At 42.3% G+C, this 19,163-nt stretch carries 22 protein-coding genes; 11 read left to right on the top strand and 11 right to left on the bottom strand.

Annotated features, from left to right (window positions below):
- Positions 1-71: 71 nt before the first annotated feature.
- Complete coding sequence (rpmH, locus tag FMM05_RS14175; RefSeq protein WP_008464848.1) at positions 72-233, bottom strand: 50S ribosomal protein L34; 162 nt, start codon at positions 231-233, stop codon at positions 72-74.
- A 176-nt stretch (positions 234-409) separates the two neighbouring features.
- Between rpmH and FMM05_RS14170 the strand changes: the two genes are divergently transcribed.
- The 5 genes from FMM05_RS14170 (at position 410) to FMM05_RS14150 (ending at position 3,390) form a co-directional block, all read left to right on the top strand.
- A complete protein-coding gene (locus FMM05_RS14170) occupies positions 410-949 on the top strand; it encodes a tetratricopeptide repeat protein (RefSeq protein ID WP_143374050.1) in 540 nt (179 codons plus the stop codon).
- 82 nt (positions 950-1,031) lie between these two features.
- Positions 1,032-1,331 carry a nucleotidyltransferase family protein gene (locus tag FMM05_RS14165; protein ID WP_143374049.1) on the top strand — a complete coding sequence of 100 codons (300 nt, stop codon included), beginning with the start codon at positions 1,032-1,034 and terminating at the stop codon, positions 1,329-1,331.
- Positions 1,324-1,677 (top strand): HepT-like ribonuclease domain-containing protein, encoded by a 354-nt coding sequence (locus tag FMM05_RS14160; RefSeq protein WP_143374048.1) that lies wholly within the window; start codon positions 1,324-1,326, stop codon positions 1,675-1,677. The genes FMM05_RS14165 and FMM05_RS14160 overlap by 8 nt, the downstream gene beginning before the upstream one ends.
- A 173-nt stretch (positions 1,678-1,850) precedes the next feature.
- Positions 1,851-2,963 (top strand): glycoside hydrolase family 16 protein, encoded by a 1,113-nt coding sequence (locus tag FMM05_RS14155; RefSeq protein ID WP_143374047.1) that lies wholly within the window; start codon positions 1,851-1,853, stop codon positions 2,961-2,963.
- Between the two features lie 112 nt (positions 2,964-3,075).
- Positions 3,076-3,390 carry a phosphotyrosine protein phosphatase gene (locus tag FMM05_RS14150; RefSeq protein ID WP_143374046.1) on the top strand — a complete coding sequence of 105 codons (315 nt, stop codon included), beginning with the start codon at positions 3,076-3,078 and terminating at the stop codon, positions 3,388-3,390.
- A gap of 62 nt (positions 3,391-3,452) precedes the next feature.
- Here the strand turns inward: FMM05_RS14150 and FMM05_RS14145 are convergent, their stop codons facing one another.
- The gene (locus FMM05_RS14145) at positions 3,453-3,716 is read right to left on the bottom strand and encodes a hypothetical protein (RefSeq protein WP_143374045.1); all 264 of its coding nucleotides are present in this window, start codon (positions 3,714-3,716) and stop codon (positions 3,453-3,455) included.
- Between the two features lie 253 nt (positions 3,717-3,969).
- Here FMM05_RS14145 and FMM05_RS14140 point away from each other — a divergent pair, with 253 nt between their 5' ends.
- Positions 3,970-4,701, top strand: coding sequence for a TlpA family protein disulfide reductase (locus tag FMM05_RS14140; protein WP_143374044.1), 732 nt, complete (start codon positions 3,970-3,972; stop codon positions 4,699-4,701).
- A gap of 2 nt (positions 4,702-4,703) precedes the next feature.
- Here FMM05_RS14140 and ilvA read toward each other — a convergent pair whose 3' ends face one another.
- The 8 genes from ilvA to FMM05_RS14100 form a co-directional block, all read right to left on the bottom strand.
- Positions 4,704-5,969, bottom strand: coding sequence for a threonine ammonia-lyase IlvA (gene ilvA, locus FMM05_RS14135; protein ID WP_143374153.1), 1,266 nt, complete (start codon positions 5,967-5,969; stop codon positions 4,704-4,706).
- A 127-nt stretch (positions 5,970-6,096) separates the two neighbouring features.
- Complete coding sequence (gene ilvC / locus FMM05_RS14130) at positions 6,097-7,143, bottom strand: ketol-acid reductoisomerase (protein ID WP_143374043.1); 1,047 nt, start codon at positions 7,141-7,143, stop codon at positions 6,097-6,099.
- A 205-nt stretch (positions 7,144-7,348) separates the two neighbouring features.
- Complete coding sequence (gene ilvN, locus FMM05_RS14125) at positions 7,349-7,936, bottom strand: acetolactate synthase small subunit (protein ID WP_185965598.1); 588 nt, start codon at positions 7,934-7,936, stop codon at positions 7,349-7,351.
- A gap of 269 nt (positions 7,937-8,205) precedes the next feature.
- Positions 8,206-9,960, bottom strand: a complete 1,755-nt coding sequence (ilvB, locus tag FMM05_RS14120) for a biosynthetic-type acetolactate synthase large subunit (RefSeq protein ID WP_143374041.1) — start codon at positions 9,958-9,960, stop codon at positions 8,206-8,208.
- A 17-nt stretch (positions 9,961-9,977) separates the two neighbouring features.
- The gene (ilvD, locus tag FMM05_RS14115) at positions 9,978-11,657 is read right to left on the bottom strand and encodes a dihydroxy-acid dehydratase (protein ID WP_143374040.1); all 1,680 of its coding nucleotides are present in this window, start codon (positions 11,655-11,657) and stop codon (positions 9,978-9,980) included.
- A 169-nt stretch (positions 11,658-11,826) separates the two neighbouring features.
- A complete protein-coding gene (locus FMM05_RS14110) occupies positions 11,827-12,723 on the bottom strand; it encodes a branched-chain amino acid transaminase (RefSeq protein ID WP_143374039.1) in 897 nt (298 codons plus the stop codon).
- 698 nt (positions 12,724-13,421) lie between these two features.
- A complete protein-coding gene (locus FMM05_RS14105) occupies positions 13,422-14,312 on the bottom strand; it encodes a lytic transglycosylase domain-containing protein (RefSeq protein WP_143374038.1) in 891 nt (296 codons plus the stop codon).
- A gap of 35 nt (positions 14,313-14,347) precedes the next feature.
- Positions 14,348-15,010, bottom strand: coding sequence for an alpha/beta hydrolase (locus FMM05_RS14100; RefSeq protein WP_143374037.1), 663 nt, complete (start codon positions 15,008-15,010; stop codon positions 14,348-14,350).
- Positions 15,011-15,128: 118 nt separating this feature from the next.
- Between FMM05_RS14100 and FMM05_RS14095 the strand changes: the two genes are divergently transcribed.
- The 5 genes from FMM05_RS14095 to FMM05_RS21025 are packed head-to-tail and all read left to right on the top strand — an operon-like array spanning position 15,129 to position 17,681.
- Entirely contained in the window at positions 15,129-15,854 is a 726-nt protein-coding gene (locus tag FMM05_RS14095; RefSeq protein WP_143374036.1) for a pirin family protein, read from the top strand.
- A 2-nt stretch (positions 15,855-15,856) separates the two neighbouring features.
- Positions 15,857-16,141: a GNAT family N-acetyltransferase gene (locus tag FMM05_RS14090; protein ID WP_143374035.1), complete on the top strand. Its 285-nt coding sequence runs from the start codon at positions 15,857-15,859 to the stop codon at positions 16,139-16,141.
- Between the two features lie 20 nt (positions 16,142-16,161).
- Complete coding sequence (locus FMM05_RS14085; protein WP_143374034.1) at positions 16,162-16,878, top strand: 3-ketoacyl-ACP reductase; 717 nt, start codon at positions 16,162-16,164, stop codon at positions 16,876-16,878.
- Between the two features lie 6 nt (positions 16,879-16,884).
- Positions 16,885-17,520: a class I SAM-dependent methyltransferase gene (locus tag FMM05_RS14080; protein ID WP_143374033.1), complete on the top strand. Its 636-nt coding sequence runs from the start codon at positions 16,885-16,887 to the stop codon at positions 17,518-17,520.
- 20 nt (positions 17,521-17,540) lie between these two features.
- Positions 17,541-17,681, top strand: a complete 141-nt coding sequence (locus FMM05_RS21025; protein WP_185965597.1) for a hypothetical protein — start codon at positions 17,541-17,543, stop codon at positions 17,679-17,681.
- Positions 17,682-17,756: 75 nt separating this feature from the next.
- On the opposite strand, the gene mtaB is transcribed toward FMM05_RS21025, so the two are convergent.
- Entirely contained in the window at positions 17,757-19,130 is a 1,374-nt protein-coding gene (mtaB, locus tag FMM05_RS14075; protein ID WP_143374152.1) for a tRNA (N(6)-L-threonylcarbamoyladenosine(37)-C(2))-methylthiotransferase MtaB, read from the bottom strand.
- Positions 19,131-19,163: the final 33 nt, after the last annotated feature.

The following is a 19,163-nucleotide window of genomic DNA, read 5'->3' as shown; positions in this document are numbered from 1 at the left end:
GGTGAGGCCTGGGTATAAAAAAAGGCGTTACTAAAAATAAGTAACACCTTTATGTATGTTTAATATAAACATTATTTTTTATGCCTTGGTTCGCTAGAAACAGTTAGTTTATGACGTCCTTTAGCCCTTCTGCGAGCAAGCACTTTTCTTCCGTTGGCAGAAGCCATCCTGTCCATAAAACCGTGCTTATTTCTTCTTTTTCTTTTCGATGGTTGAAATGTTCTCTTACTCATTGCTTTGTATCTTTAAATCTTGTTGAAATATCTTATCTTTGGGATTCAGGGATATAGCCGCCCTTAAAACCGAGTGCAAATATACAAAGGTTTTTTTTTTGCACAAGTAGTTTTTAAAAAAATATTTTTTTATTGGAATTTACTACCTTTGCAACCGCAAAAATACAACAATCACTATGTTTAATAAAATCTTTAAGCTGGTTCTTACCGCTTTAACCGTTATTATAGCCGTATGGCAGTTTACAGAAAGCAACATTGGTAACGGCATTTTCCTGCTTTTACTGGCAGGTATTTTTGTATTACTATATTTTAAGAACGAATTTATTATTCTTGCGTTCCTTAAATTAAGGAAACAGGATTTTGACGGCGCCAACAAATGGCTTGATAAAATTAAAGAGCCACACACTGCCCTTGTACAAAAACAGGAAGGCTATTACCACTACCTTAAAGGCCTTATGCTAAGCCAGACCAACCTTAAGGAAGCCGAGAAGCACCTTAAAAAAGCGGTTACCCTTGGCCTTAATATGGATCAGGATATGGCAATGGCTAAACTTAACCTTGCAGGTATTGCAATATCTAAAGGACGTAAGATAGAAGCTACTGCCCTGCTTACCGAAGTTAAGAAACTGGACAAACAGGGAATGCTGAAAGACCAGGTTGCAATGATGAAGGCCAACCTTAAAAAAGGGCCTGTGCCCCAAATGAGAAGATATTAAAATACGGACCGCCTTTATGGCGGTTTTTTTATAGGATTTACCCGAGTTATCTGTATCTGATAATTTTAACTATATTTGATCTATGAAATTAATTGAAGAACATATCGACAGTTTAAAGAGCCTGTGCTACACCCACAATGTAGACAGGATGTATCTTTTTGGGTCGGCGGTAACTTCAAATTTTAATGATAAAAGCGATATAGATTTTTTGGTAAAGTTTAAAGCCATAGACCTTGCCGTCTATTTTGATAATTATATAAATTTTAAAACCAAGCTAAAAAACTTATTTGGCAGAGAGGTTGACCTTATAGAAGAGCAAACACTAAAAAATCCTATCCTTATTAATTCTATAAATAAAAGCAAAGAACTGGTTTATGGATGAGAGGATATTAAAATGGCTTTTTGATATTTCGGCTGCTATAGATGAAATAGAAAGCTACTTTGAAAATTCTGAAAAGAATTTCTTTACCTACAAGCAAAATACAATGCTTAAACGTGCTGTTGAGCGCGATTTAGAAATTATTGGCGAAGCAGTTAACAGGATCATCACACGCGATGAAAGCCTCGCAGCAAAAATAACAAACTCTAAAGCTATAATCGGTTTACGAAATCAGGTTATACACGCCTATGATAATATTTCGGATGAAAATATCTGGTCAATTTTAATTAACCATCTGCCAAAATTAAAAACTGAGGTAAAAGCTCTTATTGCTAAATACCATCAATAACCAAGCCTTACATCATAGTTTTTGTGTAAAAACCACACTATTCTTCTCACTAAATCAATTATATAAAATACCGAAACCGATATAGTAAAAGCTATTTTTACTTATATTTGTTTATCCATTTTATAATAAACTTTTCCAAATCCAATTATTCTATAACCCAAATTCACATTTTTATGAAACGCATTTTTAGCGCATTTTTTGTGCTCGCTGTACTGGCGGGCTGCGGCAGCGATGATTCATCTGCCGAACCAACCCCTACCCCACCCGTTGTAATAGACCCGGATCCTGAACCTGTACCGGAAACTCCGTTGGTTCCTGTAGTTACTAATTACAGCGGCTATACACTGCTTTGGAACGACGAGTTTGAAGGCACTACCCTTGATGCCACAAAATGGGCTTACGAGACCGGCACAGGCGTTAACGGCGATTTTGGTACCGGACAGTTAGACCGCGCTACCGACAGGCCGGAAAACGTGAGCCTTATAGCCGCTACCCCAACTACCGAAGGTGCCCTTGCCATAACTACCCGCAAAGAAACCTACATGGACCGCAATTATACCAGCGGGCGCATTAACACCAATACTAAATTTTCGGCCGGGCCGGGTACGCGCATTGAGGCGCGCATTTGGGCTCGTGACGTTAAATACAAAGGCCAGGGCTTTGCCTTCTGGATGATGCCTGCCGAAAAACCGGCTGACCAAAGCTATATTATGTGGCCTCAGGGTGGCGAGATTGATGTTATGGAGTATGTGGGCGCTATACCTTTTGCTAACCTGGGCAGCGTACACTACGCCTGGTTTTGGGAAAACAACCAGTTCCAGAGCTGGAATCACGGCCACATGGGGGCATACTATAATTATGCCGAGCAGCAAAAACCTGACACAGACCCTGAATTCGGCGGATGGCCGGTTGCTGCTAATACGCCTAACACAGGCAGTGGCAGCTATCACCTATACAGGATAGACTGGTATACCGATCGTATTGAGTTTAGTATTGATGAGCACGTGTACCATATAAATTACATGAACGATGGCGCCGCATTTAACAACGCAGCCGATGGCCAGGACATTAAAAACACCGTTACCATAAACGGTAAAAACGTAATGAAATCAGAGTACACCAACCATTTTAACGAATGGCAGCCGTTTATGCACAAGTTTTATTTTATACTTTCGGCGGGTGTGGGTGGTAACGATACCAACAGCTATGGCGGCGCTATTGTGCCCGAAGCAATCTTCCCATGCACTACACTTATAGATTATGTTAGGGTGTACACCCGAAATTGATTTTAAGCAAATTATAGTAGAGCCATCCTTAGGGGTGGCTTTTTGTTTTGAGGAATTCAGGAATGAGTATCTTTGAAAATAAATAGAGTAACTAATATCTCCTTGTTATTTCATGAGCCAAAATATCCTTTTTGTGTGTTCAGCAAATAAGCAACGGTCTAAAACAGCCGAAGATTATTTTAGCACGGTATACCCTGAGCTAAATTTTAAATCGTGCGGCACAAATATAAAACTCTGCGAAAAAGAAGGTACAAATCCTGTAACAGAGGAACTGTTAACTTGGGCTGACATTATTTTTGTTATGGAGCACAGCCACTCAAAAGCAGTAAAACAATATACAAGCAGCAAGCACGGCAGCAAACTAATTGTACTCGCTATACCCGATGTTTACAAATACTATCAAAAAGAACTTATAGACATTCTTTAGTTAAGGTAAAAAACTACTTGTAGCTTTTAGAAACAACTGCATCTCTCACCGAAAGAACTAATCTACAGTACTTTTTGTATGTAAATTATACTCCCGTCCAGGCGCTTGTGCTCTATGTAATCTAATTTTTTAAAGGCACGGTAATAAAACATGTAGGGCTTAAGGTTAGGCACTATACTGTTTAACGATAGTATAAAGTCTTTTAAATTAGTGCCAAAAACAACAACCTTGTTGCCATGCTGGGCCACATACAGGTTTTGAAGATCTTTCATCATTTGGTAAAAGTAAATAATTCCCATTACAGTTTGGCATATTATTTCGTGCATAAATTTATTCTTCAAAGTAATTTCTGCTATAAACCTGACGTCCATCTTTAAATTTTCTTACAAAAACAATAAAACAAGCACTAATAAATGTGTAAAATTTAACAAGAATAATAGATGATTTATTAAGAAACATGATTATTATGTAAGCATTCTTCTTTAAATAACTATAACGTTTAATTAATATATAATAATCTAATAATTAGATGGTTGTTTAAATTATAATTTATAAATTTATAGTGCTTATTTATACGAAATGAATAAATCATTACTATACCTTGTTACGCTGCTGTTTCCACTCTTCCTTTTTAGCCAGAGCGACTCGTTATCGTTAAATGATACCACCCAGTTTAGTAATGCAATCCGCATAAATCTTAGCAAGTATAAATTAGAATCAGCACATGCTTACCGCACCGGAGATATTGAGCGGGGCAAGTTTTTATTCGACTCTCTTGTACAATACCGTTTAGCAGGTACCAAATTTGATAATTTTACCCTTAAAAGGATCAATAAATCTAAAGTAGGGAAATCTAAAATAGAGCTTGCCGATATTAAAAAACCCATTGTATTTATTACTTATGCTTCGTGGTGTGTAACCACACAGGGCGAAATACCCGCTATTAACAAGCTTGCACAAAAATATGGTAAGGATGTACAGTTTGTGGTGCTGTTTTGGGATCGCAAGCACGATATTAAAAAGATAGCAAAAAAATTTAGTAGCCGTGTAATGGTATGTTACGCCCACGAGAGTTACAAGAACGACTCACGCACCGTAGGCATCCTTAAGCACACGTTAGGGCTGCCAACCACCTTTTTCCTGGATGAGAACCTAAAAGTGTCCGACATTAAGCGTGCTGGCGTACAGGTATCGCTTCAAAAAGGCGATTATCAAAAAGGCTATGCCCTAAACTACAATGCATTTTTAGAAGGCATGGTACCATTCCTTTTAAACAAAGAGCTTGCTAAAGAAATGCTTGTTATTAAATAACATCATACCAGCAGGTTAAGCAGGTGGGGTTTGTCATTTAAATAATCTACAAAAAATCCAAGGCTTTTCATGTTAGAGATAAGCACATCAAAGTCTGATGCTTCCCTAAGTTCTATACCCACTACAGCCGTACCTTTTTCTTTACTGTTTTTCTTGGTGTATTCAAAATGGGCAATATCATCGGTTGGGCCAAGAACGTTCATAACAAACTCACGTAATGCTCCCGGCCTTTGCGGAAACTTCACTAAAAAGTAATGCTTTAGCCCGGCATACAAAAGTGCACCTTCCTTAATTTCTTCCATACGGGTAATATCGTTATTACTGCCGCTTATAATGCACACCACATTTTTGCCTTTAATCTGTGCTTTATACTGGCTCAACGCCGCTACCGAGAGCGCCCCTGCGGGCTCTATAACAATAGCATCTTTATTGTATAACGATAGTATTACCTCGCAAATACGGCCTTCATCTACCAAAAGCATATCGCTAAGGGTCTGCTTACAGATGTCGAACGTAAAACTACCCACTTTTTGCACCGCAGCGCCATCTACAAATTTGTTGATACGGTCCAGGTGAACGGTCTCGCCTTTTTCGAGCGCCTTAGTCATACTTGGCGCACCGGTAGGCTCCACTCCTATTATCTTAGTATTGGGCGAAAGTTGCTTAAAAACGCTGCTTAAACCCGCCGCAAGTCCGCCACCGCCTACGGGAACAAAAACATAATCTATAGGCTGCTGGGCCTGCTCTAAAATCTCTAAAGCTATTGTTGCCTGTCCTTCTATAATGTACGGATCATCAAACGGATGGATAAACACCGCTCCTTTTTCGGCACAGTACAGCAACGCAGCTTCTTTAGCTTCATCAAACGTATCGCCTGCCAAAACTACATCGGCAAATTCGCCGCCAAACATTTTTACCTGGTCCAGCTTTTGGTTGGGCGTGGGCGTAGGCATAAAAATAGTGCCGTGCGACTGCATTTTATTACAGGCAAGCGCCACACCCTGGGCATGGTTGCCTGCACTGGCGCACACAACTCCATGAGCCAGTTCGGCTGCAGAGAGTGTTGCCATTTTGTTGTAGGCACCTCTTATTTTGTACGACCTAACCTGCTGCAAATCTTCGCGCTTAAATAAAATATTGGCATCATACATTTCTGATGCCGTACGGTTGGGCGAAAGCTGCGTTTTGTGTACTACATGCTTAAGCCTTTCGGCAGCACGTTTAACATCATCAAGAGCAGGAAAGTATATTGTAGAATGGGTATTCATAGTATTTTTGATTTCCTGCAAGGTTTTAAAAACCATGTAGGTATTAATTAAACCTACAAGGTCTTGGAGACCTTGCAGGTTATTATGTTGCGATGCAATTAGAAATTAAATCGCTTGCATCGAATGCCTAGTTATTTTCCGGCCTAAGGCTGCGCACGGTCTTGCCCGCCTGCCACATTTCGCTGTCGCGAAGTTCGGCTAACTCAGCATCAAGATCTACACGGTAATCCGGTTTACTGTTACTTTCTATGCTGTAGCCCGCCTCTTTACCGGTGGCAACGCTATCGTATAATTCTTCAAAAATTGGCGATGTAGCATCTCTAAAACGCTTCCACCAGTCTAACGCACCACGTTGGGCCGTAGTACTACAGTTGGCATACATCCAGTCCATACCATTCTCTGCTACCAATGGCATAAGCGACTGAGTAAGCTCTTCAACCGTTTCGTTAAATGCTTCCGATGGACTGTGCCCTTTTTTACGAAGCACATCGTACTGAGCCGCAAAAATACCCTGGATAGCGCCCATAAGCGTACCACGCTCTCCGGTAAGGTCGCTGTATACTTCTTTTTGGAAGTTGGTTTCAAACAGGTAACCGCTACCAATAGCAATACCTAACGATACTACCCTGTCAAACGCTTTACCTGTAGCATCCTGAAAGATTGCATAGCTGCTGTTCAGTCCACGGTTTTGAAGGAACATTCTGCGTAATGATGTACCCGAACCTTTTGGTGCAACCAAAAACACGTCCACATTTTCAGGTGGAACGATGCTTGTCTGGTCGTTAAACGTAATTCCGAATCCGTGTGAGAAGTACAATGCTTTACCGGCAGTAAGGTATTTTTCTACCAACGGCCAGTATTCTATTTGTGCGGCATCGCTTAATAAGTAACATATAATAGTGCCTTTTTGCAGGGCTTCTTCAATTTCAAAAAGGGTTTCGCCCGGTACAAATCCATCGGCAACAGCTTTATCCCAGCTTTTAGAATTTTTACGCTGACCCACAATTACACTAATGCCATTGTCTTTAAGGTTTAGTGCCTGGCCCGGGCCCTGAACGCCGTAGCCTATAACGGCAACTACCTCATCTTTTAATGTTTGCTGTGCTTTATCTAACGGATATTCTTCGCGGGTTACTACGTTTTCTTCAACTCCCCCAAAATTTAATTTTGCCATTTTAGTCTGAAATTTTTAATTTATCTGATTTGTTTGTTAATAGCTTTTTATACTCTGCAAAGTTCCCCACTTTGCGGAGCTAAGTATTCATATTTGGCTAAAGCCAATTTTTATCCTTTTTATCAACCCCTGACTAAAGTCAGGGACAATTGATTAACCACAGCAATCGTGGCAACTTGAAACCTGGAACTTTAAACAAAGAATTTTACATTGTAAAAACGCCATCCCTTTTATCAAGAAATTCATTCTCTACAACCGGTTCGCTTGGTTCGGCGGCCTCAAAGTCCAGTACAGCTTTATGCATACCTTCGCTGGCTTTAATAATTGCAATACGTGCGCTGCGTACAAATTCTATAAGCCCCCAAGGCTCTAAAGCTGCGGCAAGTGCATCTATTTCTTCTTTATGGCCTGTGGTTTCAAACACAGTATAATCATTACGGATTACAACCGTATTGGCGCCATACTGCCTAAGCAGCCTTTCTACTTTTACCTGTTCTACTATAACCTTTGTAGGCACTTTGTACATAGCCATTTCCTGCCACACGATCTCGTCATCGGTATTGAAAAATACTTTTAATACCTCAACCTGTTTCTCGATCTGGCGGGCTACTTTTTGAACAACCTCTTCCGATTCGTTAATTACCAGCGTAAAGCGGCTAATGCCCTCTACCTCGCTGGGGCCAACGTTAACCGACTCTAAATTTATTTTCCGCCTCGAGAAAATTATCGCAATACGGGTTAATAAACCCACATGGTTCTCGGTATATACGGTTATGGTGAATTCCTTTTTCATAATTTCTATATTCAGGATGATGCTGCCATCATCGCTTGTTTTTCCTCATAATTTATTTGGGCGCGGCATGCTCCGCAAAGTCTCCCGACTTTGCGGCAGTGATGGCATGTCTCCCGACATGCGCAATATATTATTCAGTTTTGGGTCAGAGACCCTGAAACACTTCCACAAAGTCGGGAGACTTTGCGGAGCAAGTTTCACTCGGTTCCGCTTACTCAGTACCACAGCAATCGTGGCAACTTGAAACCTGAAACTTTAAACAAAACTTTTTAACCCATCTCCTCCCTGCACAGCACTATTTCGCTTACGCTTTTGCCTTGTGGCACCATTGGGAAAACATTATTTTCTTTACCCACCATAACTTCCAGCAGGTAACTGCCGTCGTGGTTTAGCATGGTTGTCATGGCATCGCGAAGTTTATCCCTTTCGGAAACGCTATTGCCCGGTATGCCGTAGCCTTTTGCCACTTGTACAAAATCCGGACTCTCAATATTTACAAACGAATACCTTTTTTCGTGGAACAGCTGCTGCCACTGGCGTACCATACCCAAAAAGCAGTTGTTAAGGATCATAATTTTTACATTAGGCTTGAACTGCATGATTGTCCCAAGCTCCTGAATGGTCATCTGGATGCCGCCATCGCCAATAATAGCAAGCGTTTGGCGCGAAGTGTCGCCATAAGCAGCACCAATGGCTGCCGGCAATGCAAAACCCATAGTACCTAATCCACCGCTGGTTACGTTACTTTTAGAATGGATGTATTCGGCATAACGGCAGGCTACCATCTGATGCTGACCTACATCAGTAACAATAATAGCATCGCCACCCGTTAGCTCGTTAAGGTTACGGATAACCTCACCCATTGTAAGCGCATCAGACGTCGGGTATACCTCATCTTTAATAACTTTCTCTATTTCTCTTTCGGCACAGTCTTTAAATTTTTGATGCCACGCCTCATGCGTTTTATTATCGACTAAAGCTGTTAGCAGCGGAAGAGTTTCTTTACAATCGCCCCACACCGGTATATCAGCTTTTACGTTTTTATCAATTTCAGCCGGGTCAATATCCAGGTGGATAACCTTAGCCTGGGTGGCGTACTTATCAAGTCGGCCGGTAACGCGGTCGTCAAAACGCATGCCTATGGCAATAAGCACATCGCACTCATTAGTTAAACGGTTCGGGCCGTAATTACCGTGCATACCCACCATACCAACACCTAACGGATAGTCGGTCGGGATGGCGCTCATACCCAATATCGTCCACGCCGCAGGTATACCCGATTTTTCAAGAAAAGCCTTAAACTCTTCTTCGGCTTTGCCTAAAATTACACCCTGGCCAAATACCACAAATGGGCGTTCGGCAGCGTTAATGGCAGCGGCGGCCTGCTCTATATATTCGTTTCTAACCACAGGTTTAGGCCTGTAGCTGCGTATGTAATTGCATTTTGTATAGCCGCTGAACTCCATTTTTTGAAGCTGGGCATTTTTAGTGATATCAATAAGCACCGGACCCGGCCTGCCCGAAGCCGCTATGTAAAAAGCCTTAGCCAGTATGGTTGGAAGCTCTTCGGCATCGGTAACCTGGTAGTTCCACTTGGTTACGGGGGTGGTTATGTTGATTACATCAGTTTCCTGAAAAGCATCGGTACCCAAAAGGTGCGCAAACACCTGCCCGGTAATACACACAAGCGGCGTACTGTCTATCATGGCATCGGCAAGGCCGGTAACCAGGTTGGTAGCTCCGGGGCCGCTGGTAGCAAACACAATACCTGTCCTGCCCGATACCCTTGCGAAGCCTTGAGCCGCATGTATGGCGCCCTGCTCATGGCGAACCAGTATGTGTTCTAATTTCTCATTATAATCGTAAAGGGCATCGTAAATGGGCATAATCGCACCACCCGGATAACCAAAAATGGTGGTTACCCCCTCCTGTATAAATGCCTCAAGCAATACCTGCCCGCCTGTTAAGGTAACCGACTCCTGTGGTTTTGTGTCCGGAGCATTTTGTTCCAATGTCTTTTCCATAATCCTACTGTTTTGGTTTATGCCTCATCGGTTACGCAGCCTTCTGCTGCCGATGATACCGTACGGGCATATTTATAAAGCAATCCTTTTGTAACTTTTAGTGCGGGCTGTTGCCAGGCCTGCCTTCTTTTTTCCAATTCCTCATCTGATACATTAAGTACCAGTGTATTGTTTACCGCATCGATCTCTATAATATCATCATCGTGCACAAGGCCAATGGTTCCACCTTCATAGGCTTCCGGGGTAATATGCCCCACCACAAAACCATGGGTACCTCCGCTAAAGCGGCCGTCAGTTATTAATGCTACACTTTTACCAAGGCCGGCACCAATAAGCGCGCTGGTAGGCTTAAGCATTTCGGGCATGCCCGGTGCACCTTTAGGGCCTTCATTACGGATAACAATTACGTCACCATGCTGCACCTTCCCATCCGAAATTCCTGCAATCAGGTTTTTCTCGCCATCAAAAACACGCGCAGGGCCGGTAAACTTCTCACCTTCTTTACCCGTGATTTTTGCAACGCTGCCACCCGGTGCCAAGTTGCCGTATAATATGCGTAAATGTCCGGTTGGTTTTATAGGATCTGATAATGGCCTGATGATTCTTTGGGTTTCAAAATCAAGGTCGGCTGCTTCTTCAAGGTTCTCTGCAACGGTTTTTCCGGTAACGGTAAGGCAGTCGCCGTGTAGCAGGCCTTCTTTAAGCAGATACTTCATAACGGCAGGAATACCACCGTTGTTGTATAAATCCTGCATTAAGTACTTACCGCTGGGCTTAAAATCGGCCAGAACGGGTGTTTTATCGCTCATGGTCTGGAAATCGTCCTGAGTGACCTCAACACCAATGCTTTTTGCCATAGCAATAAAGTGCAGTACAGCGTTTGTGCTGCCTCCCAAAACCACCACAATTCGCATAGCATTTTCAAACGCTTTGCGCGTCATGATATCGCTTGGCTTGATATCTTTTTCTAATAAAAGCTTAAGATGTTTGGCAGCATCAATGCATTCCTGCTGTTTCTCCGGGCTTAGTGCCGGATTTGATGATGAATACGGCAGACTCATGCCCAGCGCCTCAATAGCGGCTGCCATAGTATTGGCTGTGTACATACCACCACAGGCTCCTGCACTTGGGCAGGCATTGCGAATTACGCCTTCATAATCTTCTTTATTCATGGTACCGGCTATTTTTTGACCCAAAGCCTCAAAAGCCGATACGATATTTAGTGTTTCGCCTTTATAACAGCCCGGTGCAATAGTACCACCGTATACCATTATAGAGGGGCGGTTAAGCCTGCCCATAGCCATTATGCTGCCCGGCATGTTCTTGTCGCAGCCCGGCAGGGTAATTAGTCCGTCGTAATACTGCGCGCCGCAAATAGCCTCTATACTGTCAGCAATAACATCGCGGCTTACTAAAGAATAACGCATACCATCGGTACCGTTGCTCATACCGTCGCTAACGCCAATAGTATTGAACACCAAACCGGCAAGGCCGGTATCCCACGCGCCTTTTTTAACCACCTGAGCCAGGTCATTAAGGTGCATATTACAGGTGTTGCCGTCATAGCCCATACTGGCTATACCCACCTGCGCTTTTTTCATGTCATCATCATTAAAACCTATGCCGTAAAGCATGGCACGCGCAGCGGGTTGTGTATCGTCCTGGGTAAAAACCCTTGAATATTTATTTAATTCCATTTTTAAAGTTTCAGGTTTAAAGTTTCAGGTTGCCACGATTGCTTTAAACCTTTGTATTATTAATTTTGTTAAGCCTCAACCTTAACCTCTCCAAATGAGAGGGAAATACCTATACGTAATGAATAGCCTGGGTTTGTGCTTTTGTTATTTGAATATTGTTATTTGGAATTTACCCTAACTGCAACTTAAACTCCTCCAGTGTTTTGCCTAATACCAAATTTTGATAGGCTTTTTGAACGGTGGCGCTCAGGCTGGTATCCCAGTTTTTTGTAAAGGGTACATCATCCAGCGAATAAAGCGCTACGACTTCTGCGGCAGTACCGCAAAAGAAGGCAGCATCGGCGCCACGCATTTCATCGGGGGTAAAAAAGCGCTCTTCCGTAGGTATTTCAAGTTCTTTACAGATATCTAATACCGTAGCACGGGTAATGCCCGGTAATATGCTGCCTTTTGCAGGAGTATACAACGTTCCGCCTTTTTCAAAGAACACATTGGCACCACTGCTTTCGGCAACAAAACCGTTAGCATCTAATACCAAAGCTTCGTCATAACCGGCATCTTTAGCTTCCTGGCAGGCAAGGATTGAGTTAACATAATGTCCGCTTACTTTGGCCTCTACCTTAAAAGCTTTAGGGTTGGGGCGCTGAAAGCTCGAAGTCATGATACGCATTTTGTTGGCCAGGTAACCGTTGCTCCACTCCCATGCTTCTATAGCCAGGTAACTCTCTTTACCTTTAGAAAGCGACATATTAGGCGAACAAATAACTAATGGCCTCAAATAGGCATTGGTAAAGCCGTTGCGCTCCAGTACTTCATAAGATAATGCTGTAAGCTCTTCGGTAGTATAATCAAACGGCATGTGCATTAATTCTGCCGAGCGGCGCAGGCGGTCATAATGCTCCTTTGCCTTGAATATTTTTGTCCCGTTATCGGTCTGGTACGATTTAATACCTTCAAAAACCGCATAACCGTAATGTAAAGACTGTCCGTATAAATTGATATTGGCTTCGGCTGCCTTTACAAAGCTGCCGTTAAAGTACATGATAGTGTTCTCGTTAAAATACATAGCTGTTTAATTTGTATTGGTATAAAAAAGGCCCTTACTCATGGGTGAGAAAGGGCCGGTTTGTATGGTGCCGGAAGTTCCTTCTCACATTTGCAAGGGAATGACGTAAATGACATCAATAATAGTAATTGTTTTCATAATCGTTTTTGCCTTTAAAAAATAAAGCCGCTCCTTTTGAGGGGAACGGCTATTTATAATTTTAGTTTATATAAACATACATATACCCTCCGGCCTTATTGCTGAATGACAATAATGCTGATGAGAATGACATGTATGATGTTGTTTGCTTTCATATTTATAAGACGAATTTAGCGATTTATTTCAACAAACAAAGCATATCGTTGATTTTTTTTTACTTAAACCTAAATAGTATTGAATTATAAATCAATTATTAGTTAATAAAATTAAACATAATGTAATTTTAAGTTGAATTTGATAAATTTTAGAAAGTGAAACTGATTTTAAAGGTTTTAAATTTCGGATTTCGAAAAAAGGAATTTTTAAATTTCAATAGGCGATTGACAATTAGCAAACTTCTCAAAGGCCTTCCCCCTCTGGACAGCTATCGGGACTCTTTAATGATAGTGGAGCCGGGAACGGGTATCGTTCGTAATTGTAATCGGATAAGACTAAAAAAGCCTGCTATTTTTCAACAGCAGGCTCAATCTTAAATCTGAATTCTAAAATCTAAAATCTTCTTAGTATCCCGATAACGGAATCTCCATTACATACGTTTTTCCGGCAGCTACATCGAGCTTACGGTCGCGCAGCCACGGATTGTGTATCTTTAATATTTTATAATTAATGCCCTGCTCTTTAGCAAAAACGGCCAAATCTGGCACTGAGGCCGTAACATTTACAGTTTTTACCGGGATAACCTGATACAAGTCGGCGGGTTGAATATTAAATTTATAAGTGGCCGGACTCTGCATAATTTCTTTAAGCGCCAGTATCCTGAACACGTAACGGGCAGTTTCTTCGGTAAGCAGCAGATCATAATAGTTAGTTACCCCCTGAAACGTAATTTGCTTATTCACACCGCCTACGCCGCCGTTGTAGGATGCCGCAGCCAATGTCCACGATCCAAATTTAGCTTTAGACTCTATCAGGTATTTACAGGCGGCCTCGGTAGATTTTGCCAGGTGGTAGCGTTCGTCTACAAGATCGTTTACCTCAAGTCCATATTGTTTGCCGGTTTCGGGCATAAATTGCCATATACCCCTTGCCCCTGCCGGAGACACCACATTTACAAGTCCGCTTTCTATCACTGCCAGGTATTTAAAATCATCGGGCACGCCATAACGTTTTAAGATAGGCTCTATAACAGGGAATGCCCTGTTAGCTCGTTTAATAATAAGCTGGGTGGTAGCATCAAGGTTAGCATTAACCAGTAGCTCCCTATCCAGCCTTTCGCGAACATCGCTTATTTGTAAAGGCGCCTTTTCGCCTGCAAAATCAATTTCGGCAGGAAAGTAAGCCACTTTCTTTTCGGGCTGCTTTTCTGCTTGCCTGTTCGTAGCCGTGTGCACCAGCACAGTGCTTACTAAAACCATAGAGGCAACAACCCCTGTTCTTTTTACCCACTCCATTTTCTTTTCTTTTTTTATAGTAATGATGATTTTTCTTAGTTGTTTATAATAATTGCAGGCAGGTGCTCATTAAGCCACTTGTACTTATTAATTATCATAACATGCTTACCCCCTTTTACAGGAATATAATTTTTTAAATACTTAGGCGGGAAAACCTCATCGGCATCGCCATGAATATGTATTACTGTTTCGTCGGGCACGGCCCTGTCCCAAAGTATAATACTTTTTAACGCCCAGTCCAGGTATTTCTTATCCCTGACAGACAGAAATTTTTCGTATAAATTAAGCCGCCTGCTAATTAAATTATTGCCTACAGCCACTTTGGCCAGCCAGTCTACCCGCGTCATTATCCCGGTAGGGAAAAACCGGTAGGCCTGCGTCATCTTGGCGAAGCGCATCCTTCGGGGAAACTCTGCATTGCAGCGCACGCTCGATATAATGATAACCTTTCGCGCCTTTATAATCCTCGACAGTTCCTGCACGATAACCCCGCCAAAAGAAACCCCTATTAACACCGGGTTCTCATGCTTAATGTTTTGGGCCAGGCGCTGGGCATAATCGGCCAGCGGTTCATTCCCAATCGGCAGCAGCCACTCTAAATAAAAGCACTCGTAGGTATCTTCCGGTAAATGAATGTTCTCAAATATGGTTGGGCTAGCGGCCAGCCCTGGCATAAAATATACCGGTATTCTCTGCATGCTGTGAGTTTTAACGTGTGCCAAAGGCATACAATCAATTTTTATTCCGAAATTTGTATAAAATTAAAGTTTTTATGGCAACACACCGGCCTCAAAAATTTTAATTTACAAATAAATTATGAGAACACGATTATTCTTAAAAAGCCAAAGGGGCACGGCTAATCTTGGCTGGCTTCAGGCTAACTTCTCGTTTTCGTTTGGATCATATTATAATCCGGAGATGGTTCAGTTTGGCATGCTTCGCGTGCTGAATGACGATACCATTGCCGCGGGAAAGGGCTTTGGCACCCATCCGCACGATAATATGGAGATCATTACCATTCCCCTTGAGGGTGGCCTTACTCACCGCGACAGCATGGGCAACCAGGCTACGGTAAGCTTTGGCGAAGTACAGGTTATGAGTGCCGGTACCGGTGTGCAGCACAGCGAAATGAATGCCAGCAAAACGGAGCGTGCCAAAACGCTACAGTTATGGATCTTCCCGCAGGAGGAAAACGTTACCCCGCGCTACGACCAAAAAGGTTTTGACCTGGAGGGCAGCCGCAACAGCCTTGTAAATGTAGTTTCTCCACAGGATAAAAATGATGGCAATGCCTTATGGATACACCAGAAGGCGTTTTTACATATGGGGCTTTTTGATGCTGAACAGGTTTTTAATTACGATATTAAAATTCCCGGTAACGGAATTTATCTTTTTCTTATAGAGGGCAAGCTGGAAATTAACGGCGAAACAATAAATGAGCGCGATGCTTTTGGTGTCGTTGAGTTTGACAGCCTTACCATTACCACAAAATTACCTTCCAAAATATTGATCATAGAAGTGCCAATGCAATTTAACTCATAGCCATGGAAATTAAAGATAACGAATTCTCAAGACAGTTTGAAACCACTATAGACGGCAAAATGCTATCTATAGAATACTCTGTACAGGAGCGCAAACTGTTTCTTACCAAAATTAATGTACCTGAAGGTATTGACGAAGACCCTGCCGTTAGCGACATGCTGAAAGAAATTTTGGCTATTGCCGAGGAGCGCCGTTTTCGTGTTGTACCCACCCACCCCAAGGTAGCGGCTTTTTTCAGGAAAAATCCAAGGTATAAAGACCTGCTGCCGCCGGGAATACGATTATAAACAATTCCAATAAAATAATAATGCAAAGTTTAAAAGGAAAAAATGCACTGATTACCGGTGCAGGTAAAGGTATTGGTAAAGCCATTGCGCTTGCACTTGCCGCCGAAGGCACCAATGTAATATTGCTTGCGCGCACGGAAGCTGATATTGAGGCACTGGCTGCCGAAATTAAAATACATAATGTAAAGGCTCTCGCTGTTACTGCTGATGTGGCCGATATTGCTTCGGTTAACAAGGCTGTGGCACAAGCACTGAACGAATTTGGCTCTATAGACATACTCATTAACAATGCGGGTGTTGGCAAGTTTGGTAAATTCTTAGACCTGTCGCCCGAAGAATTTGAGCAGATCATTAAGATTAACCTGTTTGGTACATATTATGCCACCCGCGCTGTATTGCCGGGAATGATCGAGAAGCAAAGTGGCGACATCATTAATATATCCTCTACAGCGGGACTTAGGGGCGCAGCGGCTACAAGTGCTTATAGTGCCTCTAAATTTGCAGTGATGGGCTTAACCGAATCGCTTATGCAGGAAGTCCGCAAGCACAACATCCGCGTTACAGCGCTTACGCCAAGCACTGTGGCTACCGATATGGCTAAAGACCTTAATCTTACCGATGGCAACCCCGATAAAGTAATGCAGCCGGAAGATGTAGCCGAACTTATTGTGGCGCAGCTTAAGCTTAATAAAAGGGTGTTTATTAAAGACAGCGGCATTTGGTCTACAAATCCGTAATACAATATGAGCAACCTATTATGCCCGCTTTGCAGCGGCAGCTCAACATCCTATTACCTTAAAGGGCAAAGGGAGTTTTTACAATGCTCCGTTTGCCTTTCGGTTTTTACAAACCCAAAGTATTTCCTTTCGCCCGAAGAAGAGCAGGCGCATTACCGTCAGCATAATAATGATCCTGAGGATGTTCGTTATCAAAATTTTGTGCGCCCGGTTGTTGATGCTGTGCTTGCCGATTTTAAACCGCAGCATAGCGGACTGGATTTTGGGTCGGGTACCGGGTCGCCCATCCTGAAGTTATTAAGGGATAACAGTTATGACATAAGAGAGTACGACCTTTACTTTCATAACGATGCATCCGCGCTGCAACAAACCTATGATTATATTGCCTGTAGCGAAACTGCCGAACATTTTAAAGAGCCCTACAAAGAGTTTGAACAATTGCGTAATTTGCTTAAACCCGGTGGCAAACTGTACGTTATGACAGACAGGTTTGATGAAAACCGCGACTTTGGCTCTTGGTACTATAAAACCGACCCGACCCACGTTTTCTTATACCACGTAAAAGCTTTTGAGTGGATACGACAGGAATTTGGCTTTAAAAGCCTCGAAATAAATAATAGGGTTGCGATATTAGCGTTGTAATTTTATAAAAATTTGTAGCTATGGATAAGCATTTTTCAAAAATATATTTCACAGAAAAACAACACAATAGCATCAAAAATTCGATTAGAGAATATGAAGAAGGAAAGTTTCTAACGAATGATGTTGCCGAAAAGGAAATTCAGAAATTGCTTATGGACTAATTGAAAACCATAAACTAAAAAAAGCCGTGATCAATTTAGTCACGGCTCTTTTTAATTTTATATTGTTTGATATACTTACGCCAGTAATGTTTCAAAAATATTAGTATTATCGGCATCAATCACCTGTGGTTTTTGGGTAAACTCAGCCTTTACAAGGCCATCTTCATCAATAGATAATAGTTTTACTTCTTGCAAGGTGTTAACCAGCTCCGGGTTCCAATGTATTTTTACTTTCACGTAGTTTTCCGTAAAGCCGTGAATGTAGCCCTCCCGGTTTTCACTTTCAAACAAAACGGTACGGGTAGTACCAATCTGGCTTTCGTAAAAGGCACGGCGCTTTTTAACCGAGAGGCCCCTTAACATCTTGCTGCGTTTTGCGCGTACATTGTTAGGTACTGCGCCATCCATAGTAGCGGCAGGTGTGTTATCCCTCTCGCTGTATGTAAACACGTGCAGGTACGAAATATCCATTTCGTTTAAAAAGTTGTATGTTTCCAGGAAATGCGCATCGGTCTCGCCCGGAAAACCTACAATAACATCTACACCTATGCAGGCATGCGGCATTACTTCGCGAATTTTATTAACGCGTTCTGTATATACCCCACGAAGGTAACGGCGGCGCATTAGCTTTAAAATATCGTTACTGCCACTTTGTAGCGGAATGTGAAAATGCGGTACAAAGGTGCGGCTTTTAGATACAAACTCTATCGTTTCGTTTTTTAGCAGGTTAGGTTCTATAGATGATATTCGCAAACGCTCTATCCCCTCTACTTTGTCCAGCTCCTGAACCAGCTCGTAAAATGTATGTTCGTGTTTTTTGTTACCAAACTCGCCTTTACCGTAATCGCCAATGTTAACACCGGTAAGTACAATTTCGCGGATGTTTTGTGCCGATATTTCTTTTGCGTTTTTAAGTACGTTTTCTAAGGTGTCGCTACGCGAAATGCCACGCGCCAACGGGATGGTACAATAGGTACATTTATAATCGCAGCCATCCTGAACTTTAAGGAATGCGCGGGTACGGTCGCCTATAGAGTAGCTGCCCACGTAAAAGTCGGCTTCTGATATTTCGCACGAGTGTACCTCGCCCATATCGTTTTTACTCAGGTCGTTTATATAATCGGTAATCTTAAACTTTTCGGTAGCACCAAGCACCAGGTCTACACCATCTACCGCTACAAGTTCCTCAGGCTTAAGCTGGGCATAGCAACCCACGGCGGCAACAAAGGCCTTATCGTTATTTTTAAGTGCTTTTTTAACGATCTGCTTAAACTGCTTATCGGCATTCTCTGTAACAGAGCAAGTATTAATAACATAAATATCGGCAGTTTCCTCAAAATCAACACGGTCAAAACCCTCATCCTGAAAACTGCGCGCAATGGTAGATGTTTCCGAAAAATTCAGTTTACATCCCAATGTATAAAAAGCGACTTTCTTTCTTGCTTCCATCATATTCCTTTCTTTTAGGGCAAGTTAGCCCTT

Origin of the sequence: Flavobacterium zepuense (genome assembly GCF_007097145.1) — a bacterium.
Taxonomy (GTDB): Bacteria; Bacteroidota; Bacteroidia; order Flavobacteriales; family Flavobacteriaceae; genus Flavobacterium; species Flavobacterium zepuense.
The sequence above is the reverse complement of the archived record's forward strand: the minus strand, read 5'-3'. Positions and strand labels throughout refer to the sequence as shown.